We start from the raw sequence: 20,196 nt of genomic DNA, 5'->3' as shown, positions 1-20,196 counted from the left end.
GATCAATTGACGAGGTTTTCGAGGGTCGTCGCCAAAACTCCTCCGAGCGCGGACAGTGCGCGGGCCCGGTGACTCAGGCGGTTCTTCTCCTCGGGAGCGAGTTCGGCGCTCGTGGCCTCCATGCCCTCCGGGATGAAGATCGGGTCGTAGGCGAACCCATTCGTGCCCCGCGGGGCGGTGGCCAACGAGCCGGGCCAGATGCCCTCGACGATCTCTTCGTGGCCGCCTGCCAAAACGGTCTCGGGTACGACCAGCGCGATCGTGCACACGAAGCGTGCCGTTCGGTGGGGGTCACTGATGTCGCTCAACTGATCGAGCAGCAGATCACGATTGGCGGTGGCGTCGTGCGCGGAGCCAGCCCACCGGGCAGAGAAGATGCCCGGGGCACCGCCGAGTATGTCCACGCAGAGGCCGGAGTCGTCGGCGAGGGCGATCTTACCGGTGTGCTGCGCGGCAGCCCGCGCCTTGATGAGGGCGTTCTGGCTGAAGTCGGTGCCGTCCTCGACCGGCTCCGGACCGTCATAGCCGACGATGCCGATGTGCGGATGATCCCGCTCGAGCATGCGCCGGAACTCGTCGACCTTGTGCTGGTTGTGGGTGGCCAGCACGAGCTGCAGACTCATCAGAGGCTCGCCAAAGTGTCGGCCTGCAGATCCCTCAACGTGGCACAACCGGCGACCGCCAGGTCGAGCAAGGAGTCGAGTTCGGCGCGATCGAACGGTTCTGCCTCCGCGGTGCCCTGCACCTCGATGAACCTGCCGGCGCCGGTGACGACCACGTTCATGTCGGTGTCGGCGGCCACGTCTTCGACATAGGCGAGGTCGAGCACGGGCACCCCGGCGACGATGCCGACCGAGACAGCGGCCACACTGTCGGTCAGCGGCATCGACTTGGCGGCGATGAACTTCTTCTCGCGCGCCCATTCGATCGCATCGACCAACGCGACGTAGGCGCCGGTGATGGCCGCCGTGCGGGTGCCGCCGTCGGCCTGCAGTACGTCACAGTCGATCACAATCGTGTTCTCTCCGAGCGCCTTCATATCGACGACTGCACGGAGGCTTCGCCCGATGAGGCGGGAGATCTCGTGGGTACGGCCTCCGATACGCCCCTTGACCGATTCGCGGTCCATGCGCTCGTTCGTGGAGCGAGGCAGCATCGAGTATTCTGCGGTGACCCAGCCCTTGCCCTTGCCCTTCAGCCAGCGCGGCACCCCGTTCGTGAAGGATGCCGTGCAGAGCACCTTCGTGTTGCCGAACGAGATCAGTGCAGAGCCTTCGGCCTGGGTGCTCCAGCCGCGCTCGATGGTGATCTCGCGCAGGTCGGCGACCTGCCGACCGTCGGCACGGGAGTTCGGGGAAGTTGTTTCAGTCACGGTCACGTCATCTCTTGGGTCTGTGGGTATCAGGTGTGCGGGTATCAGGTCTGCGGGTATCAGGTCAGGTCAGGTCAGGTCAGTTCGAGAGCTGTTCAGCGCCCGGTCCCGGCGGCGTCAGCTCGGCTGCCAGGTCAGGTTGTCGGCGGAATCCAGGTCAGCGGTGTCCGGGGCGGCCGTCTCACGAGTGGCCGCTCCGTCGGCATCGATCAGGTCGACGGCCGATACCTCGGGCCCGAGAAATCTGCGGGCCAGTTGCAGAAATTCGCGTCGGGACTCTCCGGTGGCCTCCCAGCGGTAGCTGGGCGGGGTTTCCACCGTTCGTTCGATGCCGTGTTTCACCAGGCGGCGGTACACGTCGTCGGCGGTCTCTTCAGCGCTGGAGACCAGACTCACCTTGCGCCCCATCACGTAGCCGATGGCGGCGCGAAGCAGCGGATAGTGGGTGCACCCGAGCACCAGGGTGTCGATCTTGGCGTCGCGGAGCGGTCGCAGGTAGCCCTCGGCCACGTCGAGCAGTTCGTCGCCGGAGGTGATGCCCGCTTCGACGAACTCGACGAAGCGCGGGCAGGCCTGGGTGAACAGCTCCAGGTGCGGCGCGGCAGCAAAAGCGTCTTCGTAGGCCTTCGACTTGATCGTTCCCTCCGTGCCGATGACCCCCACCCGGTGGTTGCGGGTGTCACGCACCGCGCGTCGCACTGCGGGTTGAATCACTTCGAGCACCGGGATGCCGTGCCCCTCGCTGAACCGTTCGCGGGCATCCCGCAGCATGGCACTCGACGCCGTGTTGCAGGCGATGACCAGAAGTTTCACCCCTTGGGCGACCATTCCGTCGAGCACTTCGAGCGAATAGCGCCGCACATCGGCGAGGGGCTTCGGCCCGTACGGGGAATGGGCGGTGTCTCCGACGTACAGAATCGATTCGTTGGGTAATTGGTCGATGATCGCCCGGGCGACGGTCAACCCGCCCACCCCAGAGTCGAAGATGCCTATCGGTGAATCGGTCACGAGAGTCAATGTTAGTCGTGCCGCCGGATCGAAGGCCCGAAACGCCGTAGCATGGCCTCGTGACTACCGCCTTTCTCACCGATCACTATGAATTGACCATGGTCGATGCCGCCCTCAAAGCCGGCACCCATGATCGTGAATCCACCTTCGAGGTCTTCGCACGGCACCTGCCGGCCGGCCGGCGCTACGGCGTCGTCGCGGGCACCGGTCGCCTGCTGGAGCTGATCGACCGTTTTCGGTTCACCGATGCCGAACTGAACTGGCTGACCGAACATCGCGTGGTCAGCCCAGCCACCATCGACTGGCTATCCGGATACCGCTTCACAGGAACCATCCACGGCTATCGGGAGGGAGAACTCTACTTTCCCGGCTCCCCCATCTTCGTGGTGGATGCCCCGTTCGCAGAAGGGGTGATCCTGGAAACGCTCATCCTCAGCGTCTTCAACTACGACTCAGCCGTCGCAGGCGCGGCCGCACGCATGGTGTCGGCCGCGAGTGGTCGACCCCTGGCCGAGATGGGCTCCCGCCGCGCCAACGAAAACGCGGCGATCTGTGCCGCCCGGGCGGCGTACATCGCCGGCTTCAGCGCGACCTCGAACCTCGAAGCCGGTCGCAGTTGGGGCGTGCCCACCATGGGCACTGCCGCCCATTCGTTCACCCTGCTGCACGACAGCGAGCGGCAGGCGTTCCAGGCCCAGGTCGATGCTTTCGGGCCTCAGACGACCCTGTTGGTCGACACCTACGACATCCCGACGGCAATCGAGACCGCGGTCGAAGTGGCGGGCACCGCACTCGGAGCGGTGCGCATCGATTCGGGCGACCTGCCGTCGGTGGTGCGCACAGTGCGAGACCAGTTGGACTCTCTCGGCGCCACCACGACCACGATCACGGTGACCAGCGATCTGAACGAGTACGCGATCGCCGCTCTCTCCGCCTCACCGGTCGACTCCTACGGGGTGGGCACCGCCGTGGTGACCGGCTCCGGATCACCCGCGGCCGGCATGGTCTACAAGCTGGTCGCCCGCAAGAATGATGCGGGCGAATGGGTGGCGGTCGCGAAAAAATCTGCCGACAAGATCAGCGTCGGGGGTCGCAAGCAGCCGATCCGCCGGCTGAGCGGCCAAGGGATCGCCGTGGCCGAAGTGATCGATGTCGTCGACCACCGTGTCCCTGACGCGACCGGGGTCACCGATACCCGGCCAAGGGATCCCGTGGCCTCGGATGTCGCCGGCCGTGCGTTGCTCGTCCCGCTGATCGTCGACGGCGCCGTGGCTTCGGCATACACCGGTCCTGACGGGGTTTCGGCGGCGCGCGCCCACCACAAGCGAGCGATTGCGGAGTTGCCGCCGGTCGCGTTCCGGCTCGGACGCGGCGATCCGGTGTTGCCGACCATTTATGAGTAGTCGCGCGGCCGGGTCGTCGAGCAAACCGGCCTGCTACTTCTTCATCTTTTCGTAGATCTCTTTGCAGGTCGGGCAGACCGGAAACTTCTGCGGATCCCGTCCAGGCAGCCACACCTTGCCGCACAGGGCGATCACAGGCTTGCCCGTGATCGCCGACTCGAGAATCTTCTCCTTCGGAACATAGTGCGAGAATCGCTCGTGGTCACCGGGCTCGATGCTCTCCCGCTGAAGCAGTTCCTCAAGTTCGCGGTCAAGGGTGTCGGTGCCGCCTGTGCCGGGCGAACCCGGTTCAATCGTGCTGGCACTGTGCCGGTGTGCTCGGGTTTGATGCGCGCCCGGGAGGTGTGCGCTGGGCTGAATCATCATGATTCAATTGTAGGCTCATGAACCGTGACTCCGCCCGGCACTCGCCCCGGTTCCACACAGCACATGCCCGGCACACGGTTTGGTTCAGGTGCGTAATGATGCCTCGAGCAGCCGGGAGCCGCGCCGGGAGAAGGCCCAGCCGCCCACGAAGATGCCGATCAGCAACACCCCGATGCCGGTCCCCAGGCCGGTGACCAGAGCCGTCAGATGCCAGGCCGGGTCGACCCAGAATCCATACCCGGCGAAGACGAGGGTCGGCACAGAGAGCAGCACGGTGACGATGAACAGTCCCGTCTGCACGAGGGCGCCACGAGAACTCGCCGTCTGGGGGCCCGCAAACGCGCTGTCCCCGGGCCTGGTCGCCGGATACGGCAGAAGTGCACTTGCCATGCTGGACAATCCGAGTCCGACGAGAAGCAGGCTGGCACCGACGCCGATGAGTGAGGCGAACGCCGCGGGATTTCCAAACACGCCCGCGCTGATGATCGACCCGAAGAAGAGCACCGGCAGCCCGAGGATCAACGCCGGGGCGAGCCGTCCGAGCCGGTCGCTGAAGCCGTGGATGCCCGACGCCACGTTCATCCAGATCGCCGTGCCGTCATAGGAGACGTCGTTGTGGGGCAACCACCCCAGAAACAGACACATCACCGGAATCGGAATCAACGCGAGCCAGTTGGTGGGAACCCCGGCCACCGCCAGGGGCAGCATCATCAATATCGGCACGATCGGCACTATCACCAGCGACATCCGGTAGCGCGAATCGGTCATCCAATAGGTGATGCTGCGAGCCGCGATTGCCCCGGTCGGACCGAACGAGAGCAGCTCGAACCAGCCGAGCGCCGCATTCGCCCTACGAGGCCGGCCAGCCACGAGCACCAGCATGCGGGCGACACTCCACTGCCAGAGCCACCACAGGCCAGCCAGATAGCCGATGGCCACCAGCAGCTTGACCGCGGCCGCGCCTCCGTTTCCTGCCGCCGCCTCCCCCGGTACAGCCCAGATGGCGCCGAGCGGGGTCCAACTCAGAACCTCGGCGAAACGTAGGGCCAGCCCCGGTTCGGCAACCCAGCGGTAGGCCGCCGTGATCACGAGCAACGGGGGCAGGACGACCAGCAGAAAAACGCCGATCGTCCCTGCACTGTCTTGGGCGCTCTGGGTTCGAATCCACACCGCGGCCGCACTGGTCATCAGCCTCAGTATGAGGGTCGCGGTCGCGATCGCCAGAACACCGCAGATGATCGCGAGCACGGTCAGCCAGAACCCCCTGCTCCAGCTGACGACTCCGGCGAACACGACGAGGATCACCGCGGCGATCGGCACGCTGGCGGCGGCCGCAACCAGAAGCAGGTTCGCCAATTTCTTGTTGGAAAGCCCGAAGTCGGCAAACGCACGGGGATCCATCGGATCGGGGCCGCCGCGCATCAACGGCACAATGGCCAATCCGGTGAAGATCAACGCTCCGAACAGAATGGATGCCACCCGGACGAGATCCGCATCCAAGCCACGCATCGCGAGCTGAATGCCCATTGTCACAATGACGAGAAAGACCCCGAGTATGGCGGCAAGCAACACCGCAACGGTCAGCCAGGGGCCCCGTCGGAACGACCCCAGCGTCAGTTGCACCCTCAACCGGACGAACGTGGCGAACACTACGCGTCCTCGCCCTCGAAAGCTTTTCCGACCAACGTCGTGAAAACCTCGTCGAGCGACCTCCCGTCACGCACCTCATCGATCGGCCCGGATGCGACGATGGCGCCCTCCGACATGATCGCGACGTGGCTGCAGACGCGCTCGATCAGCCCCATTCCATGGCTGGAAAGAAGAACTGTTCCCCCCGCGGCAACGTACTCTCGCAAGGTTTCGACCACGCTGTCGGCGGAGACGGCATCCACCGACTCGAAAGGCTCATCGAGCACCAGCAGCTGTGGTGAATGAATCATAGCGACGGCGAGGCCAATCTTTTTGCGCATGCCCGCCGAATAGTCCAGCACCAGGCGATCGAGGGCCTCCGTCAGACCGAGGGAATGCGCCAGCTGCTCCGTCTTCAGCTGAATGAGCCTGTGCTCGAGGCCGCGCAGCGAGCCCGCGTAGTACAACAATTGCGCGCCGGTGAGTCGGTCAAAGAGCCGCAATTGGTCGGGAAGCACTCCGATCCTCTTTTTCGCCTGGATCGAATGCGCCCTCATATCGGTGTCGCACACTGTCACCTCGCCGGAGTCAGGGCGCATCAACCCGGCAATCATCGACAGTGTCGTGGTCTTGCCGGCACCGTTCGGACCCACGAGCCCGTAGAGCGAGCCTGTCGGCACCCGGAGGTCGATCCCGTCGACCGCTGTGGTGCTCCCGAACGACTTTGTCAGCCCGGCACTGACCACGGCTTCCGCCGCGAGCAAACGTTGTTCGGGTTGCGGCGATATGGGGGCTGGCTGCCGCTCTGCAACGCGGCGATCCTCGGCAGCGCGGCGCCGTTCGGCCGCGCGTCGTCGCGCTTCCTCGAGCTGCGCTGCGGCCGTCGTGCGGGCTCGTTCGCCGAGGCGAACCGTCGCGCGGCCGAACGAGCGTGCAATGGGCACCGTGGCCGCCGCGAGGGCGGCAACCCGCGCGCCGACGGCCGGAGCAGGCTTCGACCCCGCGGCCGCGGGTTCGACCGCGACCACCGGATCGGTCTCGGAGGTTGTTTCTTCCTCTACGTCGGCTTCTTCCTCGGCATCAGTTTCAGGCTCGGGAGAGGCTTCGGCCGCTGCATCAGCTTCGAGTGGTGTCTCGACTTCCGGCTCGGATTCGGCCCCAAAATCTGTCTCGATTTCGGGCTCGTGCTCGACCTCGTCTTCGGGGAGTGGCTCAGCCTGTGCCCCCGATTCGGACTCGGCGTCGACCCCAACCTCCGACGCAGCCTCGTCTTCAGCTTTCGGCTCCACGTCGATCTCTGACTCCACACCTGCATCTGCAACCGCATCTGCATCTGCATCTGCATCTGCATCTGCAACAGCCTGTGAATCCGGTCCTGATTCTGCCTCCGGTTCAGCTTCGAGCTCGGATTTCCGGTCCCGTTCGGCGTTCTCTTGCGGCTCCGGTGCCGCTCCCGAATCCGACTCGGTCTCGGTCTCGGTCTCGGTCTCGGGCACGGCTTCCAGCTCGGCTTCCGGTTCTTCTTCGGGTTCTGGAAACGTCGTAGCAAGATCTGGAGTGGGCTCGGGCCCCGCACCTGACTCAGGCTCGACTCCCTTTGCAGACTTGTCCTCTGCCCAAGAATCGCCAGTGAGGGAGGCCGGAATTTCTGTACCAACCATCTCCACCTCCACCGTCGTGGCAGTCTGCTCCTCAGAATTGAGTTTCTCAGTCGACGGCGCCGCTGTGGACACACCCTCCATTGACGCGTCTTTGGTCGCCGCGCCGGGCACGACCGGCTTCTTCGCCGCAGTCTTCTTTGCCGCCGCCTTCTTCGTGCCGGACTTTTTCGTGGCCGTCGTGTTCGTCGCCGACTTCTTCGCAGCCGGTTTCACAGCGGGTTTCGTCGCGGGTTTCATCGCGGCAGGCTTGGTACCCGCGTCAGCTGCTTCGGCGGCAGACGACTGCGCTGTGGCGCGATCAGCTGTGGACGACTCGGCACCGGATGCAGACTCGTGGTCTGATACGGTCTCGACGTCCTCCGCAGAGATCGAGTGCTCATCCACCACCGATCTTGCCTGGTCTGTCTTTTTTGCCGTGGGCTTGCGCACGGCGGTGCGCCGCGCAGCAGTCGCGGCAGACGGCTCGGTTGCAGGCTTTGGGGTTGTTGTCGCGCGCGCGGCGGGCTTCCTGGCCGCAGGCTTTCTGGCCGCCGGCTTCCGTGTCGCGGGTTTGCGCCCCTCTGGTTTCTGCACGGCCTGGCGTTTTGCGCCGGTTTCGGCTGATGCGTCGTGCGCATCGCCGCCGGCAGTTGGTTTCTCAGCGACAAGCTTCGAGGAGAACACTATCGCAGCGGTGCCTGCGCGCTCTTCCGGAGACCGCGCCGCAGAACCCTCTGTGTTCTCAGCAGATTCGCTCGGTTCGGTGTTGGAAGTCACTGCTCCAAAGTATCAAGTGCAACCGGCAACTGTTTGCCACCTCCGGGTGTGTGACGCTTTCGGTCGATCCAGAACTGCCGGCTTTAGACTTACCGGCACCCAATTGTGTGGAATTCAGCACATGAAACGCAGTTTGCAAGCGAAATTGCATGAAATAAGGAGATTCTGCCATGGCGCGAACTCGCGATGAGAACCACATCAGCCCGCCTGCCCCGCACGTGGCGATGCCTGAGCCGGTGCCAAAATTTTCTCGTGTCTTCTCCGGCTTCGAACGGGTTCTCTCGGTGCAGCGGCCCGTGGTGCTCGCGCACATCCGGCGGATCAGGCGGCGCAATCCGAACGCTACTCCGGCGCGGATCATCCAGATTCTTGAACGCCGGTACCAGGCCGCTGTCACCACCGGCGGTGCTGCGGTCGGTGCCACCGCAGTTGTGCCGGGGATCGGTACCGGCATCACCCTGTCTCTTTCCGGGATTGAAACCATGGGTTTTCTCGAAGCCAGCGCACTTTTCGCGCAGTCCATCAGCGAGGTCCACGGCCTGGCTGTCGAGGATCCTCAACGAGCCAGTGCCCTCGTGATGACCATGATGCTGGGCGATGCCGGAGCTTCCATGGTTCGGCAACTAGCTGGTGAGTTCACCGGCATCAGCCCTCTGCGTTCCGACTATTGGGGGGAATTGATCACGGCCGGGCTTCCCCAGTTCGTTGTTTCTCCGTTGTCGAAGAAGCTCCGGTCTGAATTCACCCGCAGATTTGCCGTGAGTGGTACTGCTGGGGTGGTCGGAAAAGTCATTCCATTCGGAGTGGGTGCCGCTGTCGGCGGGGTTGGCAACTTCATGCTGTCCCGCAAGGTCGTCTCGAGCTCTCGCCAGGCGTTCCTTGTGGTTCGAAGCACCTTCCCGGCCGAGTTGGAGCCTGGCAGCCGCCTCGGCCTGACCGACACGGAGCAAACTGCCGTGCGTCGGATCTTCTCCGCCACGCGTCATGGCCGACTGGTTACTCCCGAGCACGAGGAAGCGGGAGCGCCGAGGTACATTTCCGTCGACGCCCCCGCGGTCTCGCGAGATTGAGCCGGTTCTACTGAGTGAGCTCCCCGAGCGTCACCGACGCCGTCGCTGAGTTGCCCGAACGAACATAGGTCAGTTTGGCGGTCGCGCCGCCGGCCAGTACCCGCACCTGAGCGGTCAGGTCTGACGCGTTGGTGATCGGCGAACCGTTGAACTCGGTCACGACGTCACCAACCTGCAACCCGGCCTTCGCGGCCGCCCCATCAGGCGTCACGGCCTTGATCTCCGCACCAAGAACTCTGTTGGTTCCGGTGTTGGCTGCGTCGGAGACCGACGCCCCCAACAGCCCGTGACTGGCCTTACCCGAATCAATCAGCTCGTTGGCCACGCGCTGGGCGAGGTCACTCGGAACGGCGAAACCCACACCGATGTTGCCCGATTGGGCGCCCGCCGACGAACCACCGGCACTGGCGATGGCGACGTTGACCCCGATCACCTGGCCCTGGTCGTTGAGCAGCGGTCCACCCGAGTTGCCGGGGTTGATGGCTGCGTCGGTTTGGATGACCGGCAACGAGATGGTCGCCGATGGGGCCTGTTGTTGTGGTTGTTGTGGTTGGGTGCCCGGGGTTCCGGGCAGCGGGAGGTTCCAGAAGTTGAACGGGCTCTGGCTGGAGTTGTTGCCCTGGTCATTGTTCGGAGTACTCGGCGCAGCAGATGAGGCGATCGTAATGCTGCGGTTCAGCGCGCTGACGATTCCGTTGGTCACCGTGCCGCTCAATCCGAGCGGGGCCCCAATGGCAATCGCGGCATCACCGACGTTGAGCTTGCTGGAGTCGGCAAAGGTCGCGGGGGTGAGTCCAGACGCGTCTTGCAGCTTGATCACCGCGAGGTCGGAGATCGGGTCGGTGCCAACAACTTTCGCGGTGTACAGGTGGCCGGAATTGTCGCTGACCTGGATCGAGGGATCGTTGATCGCGCCATCGAGAGTCACCACGTGGGTGTTGGTGAGTACATAGCCGTCGGCACTCAAGATGATGCCGGTGCCCGTACCGCCCGTGTTGTTCCCCTCGACCGAGATGGTTACCACGCTCGGTGAAGCCTTTTGAGCCACCGCTGTCACCATGGTGGCGTCATTGGGGTTGTTGACGGTGATGTTCGAGGGTGCGCTGGCCGTACTGGAGGTGGATGAACCGTTCTGGTTCAGGGCATACAGGCCGACGATTCCGCCGCCTGCGGCCCCGCCGACAACCGCTCCGACTGCCAGAGCACCAACAATTGCGAGCGCACTACGTCGGCGCGGCGTGTGCGGGTGGCCCGTCGAAGCTGACCCGTGGTTGCCCGTTCCGTTTCCTCCAGAACCATTGCCTGCACCGTGGGGCCGGCCCTGGGAATGATCCGGCGTCGGCAACGTTCCGAATGCGGACTGCTGCGTGTACGGGCCCTGTCGAGGTGCGCCCTGCTGAGACATTGGCGTGCCGGGGTTATAGGGCGCGGGCTGGCCGTGAACCGGCTGAGCCTGCTGGGCGTAGGGAATCTGATCCTGATAGAGGTACTGCGATGACTGCAACGGTGGCAGTGGCGCAGTCGGCTGGGTTGCGGAAACCGGATTGAGGGGCTCGGTCGGCTGAGTTTCGCCAGCCAGCAGAGCCGGCTGCGGTGCCTGTGTCGGCTCGGCGTCCAACGGAGCCGACTGCTGTGCCAGCGTTGACCCGGTGTCCGGGGTGGCCGCACCCGGCTGGTAGACCGCCGATTGGATTGCCGGTTCCGAGGAAACGGGCGATGGTTCAACTGTTGCTGCACGCTCTGCATCGGGCGTCGATGCTGGGGGCATCTGGGGTGTTGCAGCAGCCGGGGCTTCAGTACCTGCCTTCGGTTGCTCAGGAGTTGAATTGGCGCCTTCGCTGTTCTCGGTCATGAGATGCTCCTTCCAAGCAGTCTTAGCTTCCCTGCTGAAGCTGAACGTTTTCTTGGCGCCACCTGTATGTGGGCATGCGAGATGCCGAGTAACTGATGAAGGGCCAAAAAGTGGTGACGCGCCTGTCTACAGTAAACTGCGCCCACGGCCATTCGGTGAGGGCTTCTCTGCAAACATCCGGCCATCAGACAGCAAATGATTGAGGAAATGGTATGACGATCTCCGGTGGTTGGAAGCGAACGGCACGCGGGGCGGGATTGCTCGGCCCTGACGGAAGCATCGCCTCCACGATCTTCGCAGAGATGAGCGCTCTCGCCCAGTCGACCGGTGCGATCAACCTCGGCCAGGGATTCCCCGACGAGGACGGGCCACCTGAGGTGCTCGAAGCAGCCCGGCGCGCGATCAGCGAGGGCTACAACCAGTATCCGCCCGGGCTCGGCATGCCGGTCCTTCGGGATGCGATTGCCACGCATCAGAAGCGTTTCTATGGTCTCGATGTGGATCCGGACCGGGAGGTCCTGGTCACCGCGGGAGCGACAGAGGCGATTGCTGCCACGCTGCTGGCGCTGCTGGACGCGGGTGACGAAGTGGTCACCCTCGAACCGTTCTATGACGAGTACGGCGCGATCGTCGGCCTGGCCAACGGAGTGCACCGCACGGTGCCGCTCCTGGCCCCACACTTCCTGCCCGACCATGATCGCCTGCGCTCGACGATCAACGACCGTACGCGCGTCATCCTGGTCAACAACCCGCACAACCCCACCGGCGCGGTTCTGCCGAAGGAGACTCTGGAGCTCATCGTCGAGTTGGCGCACAAGCATGACGCGCTGATCGTGACCGATGAGGTTTATGAACACTTGGTCTTTGACCAACCGCACATCCCGGTGGCGTCGCTGCCCGGCGCGCGGGAACGCACGGTCAGCATCTCATCGGCTGGCAAGACGTTCAACACGACCGGGTGGAAGATCGGCTGGCTCACCGCCCCACGAGAGATCCTCACCGCAATTCTCGCGGTCAAACAATTTCTGACCTTTGTGAACGGCGCACCCTTCCAGCCGGCGATCGCGGTCGGTCTCGCCCTGCCCGATAGTTTCTTCACCGGGGTCGCGGCCGGGCTCAAGGCGAAATCTCGGTTGCTCTCGGCCGGGCTCACCGCTGCCGGTTTCGAGGTGTCGGCCCCCGAGGGCGGATATTTCGTGGTGGCGGATGCCCGCCCCCTCGGTTTCACCGACGGGGCCGCATTCTGCCGCGAGCTCCCCCGGCTGGCAGGGGTGGTCGGGGTTCCGATCTCCGCGTTCTGTCATGACGAGCTCGCAGCCGAGTACTCCTCGCTGGTGCGCTTCGCGTTCTGCAAGCGAACCGAGGTGCTCGAGCAGGCCGCGGCGCAACTGGCCGAGCTTCAGGTACCGGCCGCCCGCTGAGTGATCATGCCCTCTGCTGAAGGGTCAGAATCGGCACGTGAGCCGATCGAACCGGCGTTGTGAAGCGCCGATCCTGACCCCTCACCGCCACGCGCGCGGGGATGTGCTGGCCGGGGCAGATGTGACGAGAGCGCGGGAGTGCGTCAGGCCGGTTCGACGCGAAAGCGCCGCAGGGTGAGTGCTGGGTTCTTGCGGCGCACCTCGGCGATGCGACGCTGGTCCACCCAGGCGACCGCGACACCGGCGGCCTCCCCGATCGAGGCCAGGCAGACGCCCATCGGGTCAACGATCAGGCTGTTTCCCACGCCGATGGGCGGCGCCTGGTCTGAGGCGGCGATGTAGACGGTGTTCTCCAGCGCCCGTGCCGTGACCAGCGTGCGCCAGTGCGCCTCCTTGAGCGGGCCACGCACCCACTCCGACGGCACTACGAACAGGTCCGCACCGGCGTCGACGAGGCGCCGGCTGACCTCGGGAAAACGCAGATCGTAACAGGTCTGCATGCCGACGGTCATCTCCCCCACCCGAAAGGTCTCCGGCTCGGCGATCTCGCCGGCCAGCACCCAGTCGCTCTCCTTCTGGCCGAACGCGTCGTACAGGTGCAGCTTGCGGTAGGTGGCAAGCAACCCAGTGCCGTCGACGGCGATCGCCGTGTTGGCGAAGCGGCGATCGTCGTCGGTTGCTTCCAGCAATCCGGCCACGATATGGATGTCCAATCGGCGGGCGAGTGCTGTCAGCGCGTCGACGAACGGGCCGTCGAGTGGTTGGGCGTTGCGTTTGAAGTCGTCACCCATCGGATCGTTGAAGTAGCTGGTGTACTCCGGGAACACCACCAGCGCCGCCCCGCGTAAAGCGGCAGCCGTTGCGAGCTGTGTGACCTGGTCGAGGTTGGCGGTGGTGTCCGGACCGGGCGCGAACTGCGCAACCGCGACTCCAACAGAGGAACCGGACGAACTTACGAATGTCTGCATCTCTCGACCCTACCGAAGGAGGCTGGGTTCACGTGGATCGGGGTTCGCTCAGGGCTGCGTTCACTCAGTGAAGCGTGCCTTAAAGATGTGAGTCCCGGTCTCCTCGTGAGAGACCGGGACTTGGTGCCTTCGCAAGCACTTCCGTTGCGGGGACAGGATTTGAACCTGTGACCTCCGGGTTATGAGCCCGGCGAGCTACCGAACTGCTCCACCCCGCGGCACAAGAACTAACTCTAGCACAGGCCAGAAGCGGGTGCCGACCAACCCGGGAGTCAGCAGCGGCCGACCCCGAGAACACCGCAGCCCGCGACCACTGAAGTGGCCGCGGGCTGCGGTTTCGAACAGGTTGGACCCGGGTTACGGGGCCGGCGACGGCGCGGGAGACGGCGCGGGAGTGGTGGATCCGCCCTCGGCCGCAATGGCCGCCTCGATCGCCTTCGCGAGTGCGGCATCGGCTTCGCCGTATGCCGTCCAGTCGCCCTTGGCAAGGGCGGCCTGCTTGGCGAGCAGTGCGGTCTGCGCCTCCTTGAGCGCCGCGGTCACTGCCTCACTTGCCGTGCCAGGCGTTGTCGGACTCGGCACGGGCTTCGCGCCGGGAGTGTCCGGCGGCAGTGCGTTGTCGCCCGCACTGGCACCAGAGCTGCCACCGAACAACGTGTCGAGTGCTGTGTCCAAGGTCGCTTCAAAGGCGATCTTGTCTCCGAAGGCCACCAGCACCTTCTGCAACAGCGGGTAACCAGTCTCACCAGTCGATTCCACGTAGACCGGCTGCACATACAGAAGACCGCCACCGACCGGCAGCGTCAGCAGGTTGCCATTCAGCACCTTCGTCTGCCCCTGACGCAACAGGTTCAGCTCGGTCGAGACCGACGTGTCGGAGTCGAACGACGCCTGCACCTGCCCCGGGCCCGGGATCGTGACATCCTTAGGCAGAACCAGCATGCGCAGCTTGCCGTAGGTGTCAGCCCGCACTCCCTTGGTGGAGCCGGCGTCGGCATCCGCTGCGAGGTAGCCGGTCAACACGTTTCTCGTGGTGTCTCCCGCTGCGAGCGGGATGTACGTCGTGTACAGCGAGAACGACGGCTGCTTCTGTCCCGGCATCTGCAAAGTCAGGAAGTAGGGCGGCTGCGTGGTCGGGTTTCCGGCGGGCGACGTCGGGTCGTTCGGCGGCACCCAGGCGTCATCACGCTGGTAGAACGACTGTGCGTCGGTGACGTGATAGAGCCCCAGCACCGAACGCTGCACCTTGAACAGGTCGGCCGGGTAGCGAACGTGGCTCATCAGATCAGCACTCATCTCACTGAGCGGCACGGTCGTCGCGGGGAAGATCTTCTGCCAGGTCTCCAGAATCGGATCGTTCTCGTCCCAGACGTAGAGAGTGACCGACCCGTCGTAGGCATCGACGGTGGCCTTCACCGAGTTACGCATGTAGTTGATGTCGTCCAGTGCGAACGGCTTCGGCGGCGTCTCGGTATCGGTGATCGCGCTGCTCAGGCTCTCGATGTGCGAGTAGGGGTAGCGGTTGCTGGTCGTGTACGCGTCGACCACCCACTTCACCCGGCCGTCGACCACCGTCGGATACGCATCCGAGTCGAGGATCAGGTACGGGGCGACCTTCTGTACCCGCTGGATCGGGTCGCGGTCGTACAGAATCTGCGAGCTGTCACTGACAGCATCGGAGAGCACGATCTGCTCCGACTGGAACTTCAGCGCGAAGATCAGGCGCTTGAAGATGTTGTCGAGCTTTGGCCCACCGTCTCCGTCGAACGTGGTCTGCTGCTGGGTCCCCTCGGAGCCGCTCGGGTAGTCGAGTTCGATATCTTTCGCCCCTGCCACCTTTCCGACGATGGAGTACAGCGGCGAGTTCTCACCGAAGTAGATGCGTGGCTGGAACTCGCCAAGCTTTCCGGTGGTCGGGATGCCCGATTCGAGGAACACCGGCTGCCCGTCGACCGAGCGCTGGTTTCCGAATGCTGCGACGACGCCATAGCCGTGGGTGTACACGACGGTGTTGTTGTACCAGGTCTGCGACCCGCCGAGGCCGGCTTGGTTCAGCTCACGCACCGCGATCACTGTGTCCTGGACGGTCTCGCCGATCTTGTACCGATCGACGTCGAGCCGCTTCGGGAAACTGTAGTACTGCCGGAACTGCTGCAGCTGGCCGAAGGTGGCGCTCACCAATGCCGGGTCGATGATTCGAATGTTGGCGGTGGTTGCGGCGTCGTTGCGCAGTGCGTTGGGTTCGGCATCCGTCTTCGCCTTATACGGTATCTCTTCCACGTCAGAGACACCATAGGCTTCGCGCGTCATCTCGATGTTGCGCTGGATGTAGGGCTCTTCCATCGTGAGCTCAGTCGGGTCTACCTGGAACTTCTGCACCACCCAGGGGTAGACCGCGCCGATCAGCAGGCCGCTGACCAGCAGCAGGGCGGTGCCGATGATCGGCAGGCGCCATCTGCCGTTGACGGCGGTGACGATGAAAAGGATCGCGACGAGTGCGGCGATGCCGGCCAGGATGGCACGCCCCGGGATGGTCGCGTTCACATCCGCATAGGAGGCACCGGTGATCACCTGGCCGGTCTCGGTCAGGGTCGAGTACTGGTCGAACCAGATGCTGGCCGCCTGCAGCGCCAGATAAACGGCAGCAGTGATCGCCAGCTGCACGCGCGCCGACTTCGAGATGCGCACCTCGCGGCCGCGCACCCGGAAGGCGCCGTAGAGGTAACTGGTCGCGATCGCGGCCAACCCGGAGAGGATGACGACGGCCGAGGCGAACGCGAGCACGCTGTGATAGAAGCCCAGCTCGAACAGGTAGAACGAGATGTCCAGGCCGAACTGCGGGTCGGTTTTGCCCGTTGGCGTGCGGTTGAGCCAAATCAGCGTTTCCTGCCAATGCGTCGATGCGGACACCCCCGCGAAGAAACCGAAGACGGCCGGGATCCCCCACATCGCAAGTTTGCGCAGCGGTTCGATCACTTCCTGGTAACGGTCGAGCTGATCATTGAGTTTCGCGTAGACCGGTCGCAGCCTGTACGCCAGTTGAATGCTGACCCACACCGGGATCGCCATGGCGAGGAACCCGATCACGAACAGTAAACCGCCCGCGAGCCACTGGGTGGTCAACACATTCAGGAAACCGAGCTGGGCGTACCAGAGCACATCGGTGTACAGGTTCGCGAAGATGAAGAAGAGAATGACCAGCACCGCCACCGCGATGATCGTGACGGTGAGCTTGGCACGTGACTTGTGCTGTGGCTGCTGTTCTTGGGCGGAACTCACTGATGGGCCTCGTGTTCTGTGGCTCGTCTACTGATTGGGAAGTACGGGTCGACAGTTTGGGTCAACCCACCAATCGTATGCGAAACGTGACTGAGTTTTCCCCGGGCTCCTCATTGCGTTACCCAGCTGTGACTGCACCCTGCGTTATCCGCCGGTGGTGCAGCGGGCCAGCGAATCGAGATCCGTGCCTCCCCGGATGCCTTCCAGCACGTGCAGTGAGTCGTCCAGGGTTGCCACCGCGAACACCTCAAGGTCACCCGGAATGTTGCCGACCACCTCAGAGCAGTTCTTCGCGGGAGCCAGGAACCACGCAGCACCCGCGTCTTTGGCACCGTACATCTTCTGCCGGATCCCGCCGATCGGGCCGACATTTCCCGCCGCGTCGATCGTGCCCGTACCCGCGACTTCGGTGCCGCCGTTCAACTCGCCCGGGGTGAGCTTGTCGATGATCCCCAGCGAGAACATCATGCCGGCGCTCGGTCCGCCGACATTGTCCAATTCGATCTTCACGTCGAACGGAAATTCAAAGGTCGTCGACACCGTCACCCCGAGAATGACCGAACCCTGATTCTCGACCGGGGTCACTTCGACAGTGTGCGGCTTCCCGTCCCGGGTGATGCCCAACTTGGCCGCCTTGGTGGTCCCATTGTCGTTGATCGCCTGGCGCAACGCCGTGATATCGGACACAGCGGTCCCGTTCACCGAGACGATCACGTCTTTCGCGTTGAGAATGCCCGTTGCGGGAGAATCAGCCATCACCTGCTGGACCGAAAGCGTCGCGGTGTAGGCGATGTCGAGATTGGTGAACGCCGCGGCGATCGCCTCCTGCTGGGAGTTGACCATCATCTCCTGGTTGACCTGGTTGCGTTCATCCACCGTCTGGTCCGGCGCGTACACCTGGTCGACCGGCAGCACCGCCTCGCTCGGGTCGACCCAGGCCCGCGCCACCTCGAACCAGTTCGGCAGGTTGCCCGGCTGGCCGACCGCGGAGACCGTGAGCAGGTAGAGGGCCCCGGCGGTCGGGTAGGTCTTGTGGTCGGGAATCGTGATGAGCGGCACCGGTTCACCATCGTGGGTCTCCTCACCGAGCGTGTTGAAAACCGGTCCCGGCTTCTCAATCACGTACGGTGCCGGGATGGACCCGAGAACCACTCCCAGCAGCAATGCGGCAAACAGGAAGATCAGCCCACGCCCTCGGCGGCGGTCACCAGCAGAGCCCGTGGATCGGCGCGGACGGAGGCCAGGGGTCGAGTCGTCGTTCAGGTCGTCGCCGGGGAAGAGGGCCACCGCCCATCCTTTCGCTTGTCTGTTCGCGATCAGCGCACTGTGAAGACACTTCAGCCTAGGCGAAAACCCATCATATTCAGACGTTCTGCGGCTACCGTGGAAACAACCGAGTAGAACGAGGGAGCCACAATGGCCCAGGATTCCGACAAGAGTCCCGAAGACGAGTTCCGCGAAATGCTGAACCAGTTGCTTTCCGGTGCCGGTGGCATCGACCCCAGTCAATTGGCGAGTGCTGCCGGACTGCCCGACGACCCGGCCGCGATGGCGCAGCTGATGCGGCAGCTGAACATGGCGATGGCCGGTGGAACAACTGACGGGTCCATCAATTGGTCCCTCGCCCTCGACCAGGCCAAGACGACGGCAAGCGCCTCGGCGACACCGACCAGCACAGCGCTGCGCCACGACATCGAACAGGCGTTCCAGGTTGCAGCCCTGTGGCTGGATGACGTCACCTTCGTGTCGGAGCTGACGGCGACCCCGCGGGTGATGACGCGCACCGAATGGGTTGTCGCCACCATGGATCTGTGGACTCAGATGGCCGAACCCGTCGCTTCCAGCATCTCTGACTCCCTCACTGACATGCTCACCGAACAGGCGCCCGAGGAATTCCAATCGATGATCGCCGGAGCCGGCAAGATCATGCGTTCGATCGGCGGCACGCTGTTCGCAGTGCAACTGGGGCAGGTGGTCGGGCAGCTTTCCACCGAGGTGGTCTCGGGCGGCGACATCGGCATCCCCCTGCTCAACGAACAGCAGGCCGCATTGCTGCCCCAGAATGTGCAGGAATTCGGGGCTGGGCTAGACATCCCCGCCGACCAGGTGCAGATCTATCTTGCGGTGCGGGAGCTCGCCCATGCCCGCCTGTTCAGGCACGCCCGCTGGTTGCGTCTGCACCTGATCTCGGCAATCACCGAGTTCGCCCGAGGGGTGCACATCGATACCTCCGCGCTGGAAGAGCTCGCATCGAGTTTCGATCCGTCCAACCCGGAGGAGTTGCGACAGGCCATGGTCAGTGGCGCATTGATCCCACCCAAGTCGGATGCCCAACTCGCGGCCCTCGGGCGGCTTGAAACCATGCTCGCCCTGGTCGAGGGCTGGGTCGATCAGGTCACCGCTGACGCGACCAAGCGCCTTCCCAAGTCTGACGCAATCGCCGAAACGGTGCGCCGCAGGCGCGCTTCCGGCGGGCCCGCTGAGTCGGCCTTCGCCACCCTGGTGGGGCTGGAGTTGCGGCCACGCCGCCTGCGCGAGGCGGCGATCATGTGGCAGGCGGTCAGCGACTCAGTCGGGCCCGAGGCCCGAGACCGATTGTGGGCACACCCCGATATTCTTCCCGGCGCCAGCGATCTCGACGATCCGAGCGCTCTGGTGGCCAGGCTCCAGGCCGAGTCCTCCGACACGGCGCCGGAACCGGACGAGTTCGATCAGGCGTTGGCGCAGTTGCTTCGCGACGAACCTTCCACCGACCACGGAGCCGACGATGCCACTGGCGACGGGACCGACGGCAACGACGCCGAAACCAGCGACGGTGGCGGCACCGACCGCAATTCTGGCGACGACACGGACGCCACGGACTCGTAGGCGGGGAACGCCCGGCTCCCCCCTTCGGCTCGGGACGCCTGTGGATAGATTTCACGCCGGTGCGCCGAAACACGGCACAATCGGCGCATGGTACTGATCCTGGATCCCCGATTCGCGGTCGTCTGGCGCACCCCCTGGATGCTTCAAATCGGAGTGGACCGACCTCGCGCGCGCGTCGACACGATGTCCGCCGCCAAAGAGCGAATGGTGGCGGCACTTCGGCTGGGGATCACCCGCAGCGGCCTCGAGATGATCGGGATGCAGGCGGGTGCCGACTCCGATGATGTCGAGGCGCTCCTGGCCGCGCTGGGGCCGACCGTTCTGACCACGGAGAAACCCGTTGAATCCTTCCCGCTGATCGCCATCGATGGCGCGGGTCCCACCGCGGAACGATTGGCGGCGTTGCTGCCAGAAGCCGGGTTCACGGTGGTTTCGGGCTCAGCGGAGCGAGCCCCAGCCGAGGTGGCCGCGGCCGTACTGCTGGCGCACTTCGTGATCACCCCGCCCCGTGCCGGCGCCTGGTTGCGGCGTGACATTCCCCAC

General features: G+C 64.4%; 15 protein-coding genes and 1 tRNA gene. 5 read left to right on the top strand and 11 right to left on the bottom strand.

Annotated elements, in window-relative coordinates; genetic code table 11:
• Window positions 1–2: 2 nt before the first annotated feature.
• The 3 genes from rdgB to murI all read right to left on the bottom strand — a co-directional run bounded on the left by rdgB (window position 3) and on the right by murI (window position 2,380).
• Entirely contained in the window at window positions 3–623 is a 621-nt protein-coding gene (gene rdgB, locus DL891_RS05105; protein ID WP_111719329.1) for an RdgB/HAM1 family non-canonical purine NTP pyrophosphatase, read from the bottom strand.
• Window positions 623–1,372 carry a ribonuclease PH gene (rph, locus tag DL891_RS05100; protein WP_111719393.1) on the bottom strand — a complete coding sequence of 250 codons (750 nt, stop codon included), beginning with the start codon at window positions 1,370–1,372 and terminating at the stop codon, window positions 623–625. The genes rdgB and rph overlap by 1 nt, the downstream gene beginning before the upstream one ends.
• A gap of 117 nt (window positions 1,373–1,489) precedes the next feature.
• Window positions 1,490–2,380 carry a glutamate racemase gene (gene murI / locus DL891_RS05095; RefSeq protein ID WP_111719328.1) on the bottom strand — a complete coding sequence of 297 codons (891 nt, stop codon included), beginning with the start codon at window positions 2,378–2,380 and terminating at the stop codon, window positions 1,490–1,492.
• Between the two features lie 59 nt (window positions 2,381–2,439).
• On the opposite strand from murI, the gene DL891_RS05090 reads away from it, so the two are divergent.
• Complete coding sequence (locus DL891_RS05090) at window positions 2,440–3,783, top strand: nicotinate phosphoribosyltransferase (RefSeq protein WP_255563074.1); 1,344 nt, start codon at window positions 2,440–2,442, stop codon at window positions 3,781–3,783.
• A gap of 33 nt (window positions 3,784–3,816) precedes the next feature.
• On the opposite strand, the gene DL891_RS05085 is transcribed toward DL891_RS05090, so the two are convergent.
• The 3 genes from DL891_RS05085 to DL891_RS17280 form a co-directional block, all read right to left on the bottom strand.
• Complete coding sequence (locus DL891_RS05085; protein WP_232819019.1) at window positions 3,817–4,077, bottom strand: DUF3039 domain-containing protein; 261 nt, start codon at window positions 4,075–4,077, stop codon at window positions 3,817–3,819.
• A 156-nt stretch (window positions 4,078–4,233) separates the two neighbouring features.
• Window positions 4,234–5,799, bottom strand: coding sequence for a hypothetical protein (locus DL891_RS05080; protein ID WP_111719327.1), 1,566 nt, complete (start codon window positions 5,797–5,799; stop codon window positions 4,234–4,236).
• Entirely contained in the window at window positions 5,799–7,439 is a 1,641-nt protein-coding gene (locus DL891_RS17280; protein ID WP_198668773.1) for an ATP-binding cassette domain-containing protein, read from the bottom strand. The genes DL891_RS05080 and DL891_RS17280 overlap by 1 nt, the downstream gene beginning before the upstream one ends.
• Before the next feature lie 64 nt (window positions 7,440–7,503).
• Between DL891_RS17280 and DL891_RS05070 the strand changes: the two genes are divergently transcribed.
• Complete coding sequence (locus DL891_RS05070; protein WP_157962392.1) at window positions 7,504–8,385, top strand: hypothetical protein; 882 nt, start codon at window positions 7,504–7,506, stop codon at window positions 8,383–8,385.
• A complete protein-coding gene (locus tag DL891_RS05065; RefSeq protein WP_111719325.1) occupies window positions 8,366–9,265 on the top strand; it encodes a hypothetical protein in 900 nt (299 codons plus the stop codon). Before DL891_RS05070 ends, DL891_RS05065 begins: the two co-directional genes overlap by 20 nt.
• A 7-nt stretch (window positions 9,266–9,272) precedes the next feature.
• Here DL891_RS05065 and DL891_RS05060 read toward each other — a convergent pair whose 3' ends face one another.
• Window positions 9,273–11,117 carry a S1C family serine protease gene (locus DL891_RS05060; RefSeq protein ID WP_232819010.1) on the bottom strand — a complete coding sequence of 615 codons (1,845 nt, stop codon included), beginning with the start codon at window positions 11,115–11,117 and terminating at the stop codon, window positions 9,273–9,275.
• A 212-nt stretch (window positions 11,118–11,329) separates the two neighbouring features.
• Between DL891_RS05060 and DL891_RS05055 the strand changes: the two genes are divergently transcribed.
• On the top strand, window positions 11,330–12,538 hold the full coding sequence (locus DL891_RS05055; protein WP_111719324.1) for an aminotransferase class I/II-fold pyridoxal phosphate-dependent enzyme: 1,209 nt from the start codon (window positions 11,330–11,332) through the stop codon (window positions 12,536–12,538).
• Window positions 12,539–12,681: 143 nt separating this feature from the next.
• Here DL891_RS05055 and DL891_RS05050 read toward each other — a convergent pair whose 3' ends face one another.
• The 4 genes from DL891_RS05050 to DL891_RS05035 all read right to left on the bottom strand — a co-directional run bounded on the left by DL891_RS05050 (window position 12,682) and on the right by DL891_RS05035 (window position 18,072).
• Window positions 12,682–13,506 carry a carbon-nitrogen hydrolase family protein gene (locus tag DL891_RS05050; protein WP_111719323.1) on the bottom strand — a complete coding sequence of 275 codons (825 nt, stop codon included), beginning with the start codon at window positions 13,504–13,506 and terminating at the stop codon, window positions 12,682–12,684.
• Between the two features lie 144 nt (window positions 13,507–13,650).
• Window positions 13,651–13,724, bottom strand: a tRNA-Met gene (locus DL891_RS05045).
• Between the two features lie 139 nt (window positions 13,725–13,863).
• On the bottom strand, window positions 13,864–16,785 hold the full coding sequence (locus DL891_RS05040) for a UPF0182 family protein (RefSeq protein ID WP_111719322.1): 2,922 nt from the start codon (window positions 16,783–16,785) through the stop codon (window positions 13,864–13,866).
• Between the two features lie 144 nt (window positions 16,786–16,929).
• Entirely contained in the window at window positions 16,930–18,072 is a 1,143-nt protein-coding gene (locus DL891_RS05035; protein WP_232819009.1) for a PDZ domain-containing protein, read from the bottom strand.
• A gap of 129 nt (window positions 18,073–18,201) precedes the next feature.
• On the opposite strand from DL891_RS05035, the gene DL891_RS05030 reads away from it, so the two are divergent.
• A complete protein-coding gene (locus DL891_RS05030) occupies window positions 18,202–19,653 on the top strand; it encodes a zinc-dependent metalloprotease (RefSeq protein ID WP_111719321.1) in 1,452 nt (483 codons plus the stop codon).
• Window positions 19,654–20,196 lie beyond the last annotated feature (543 nt).

Source organism: Homoserinimonas sp. OAct 916 (genome assembly GCF_003260275.1).
Taxonomy (GTDB): domain Bacteria; phylum Actinomycetota; class Actinomycetes; order Actinomycetales; family Microbacteriaceae; genus OACT-916.
This window is presented reverse-complemented; position numbering and strand designations above follow the sequence as displayed.

Bases quoted from the DNA above. Each gene is read 5' to 3' on its own strand.
- rdgB (WP_111719329.1), bottom strand. From the start codon at position 623: ATGAGTCTGCAGCTCGTGCTGGCCACCCACAACCAGCACAAGGTCGAC.
- DL891_RS17280 (WP_198668773.1), bottom strand. From the start codon at position 7,439: ATGGTTGGTACAGAAATTCCGGCCTCCCTCACTGGCGATTCTTGGGCA.
- DL891_RS05065 (WP_111719325.1), top strand. From the start codon at position 8,366: ATGGCGCGAACTCGCGATGAGAACCACATCAGCCCGCCTGCCCCGCAC.
- DL891_RS05060 (WP_232819010.1), bottom strand. From the start codon at position 11,117: ATGACCGAGAACAGCGAAGGCGCCAATTCAACTCCTGAGCAACCGAAG.
- DL891_RS05055 (WP_111719324.1), top strand. From the start codon at position 11,330: ATGACGATCTCCGGTGGTTGGAAGCGAACGGCACGCGGGGCGGGATTG.
- DL891_RS05050 (WP_111719323.1), bottom strand. From the start codon at position 13,506: ATGCAGACATTCGTAAGTTCGTCCGGTTCCTCTGTTGGAGTCGCGGTT.
- DL891_RS05030 (WP_111719321.1), top strand. From the start codon at position 18,202: ATGGCCCAGGATTCCGACAAGAGTCCCGAAGACGAGTTCCGCGAAATG.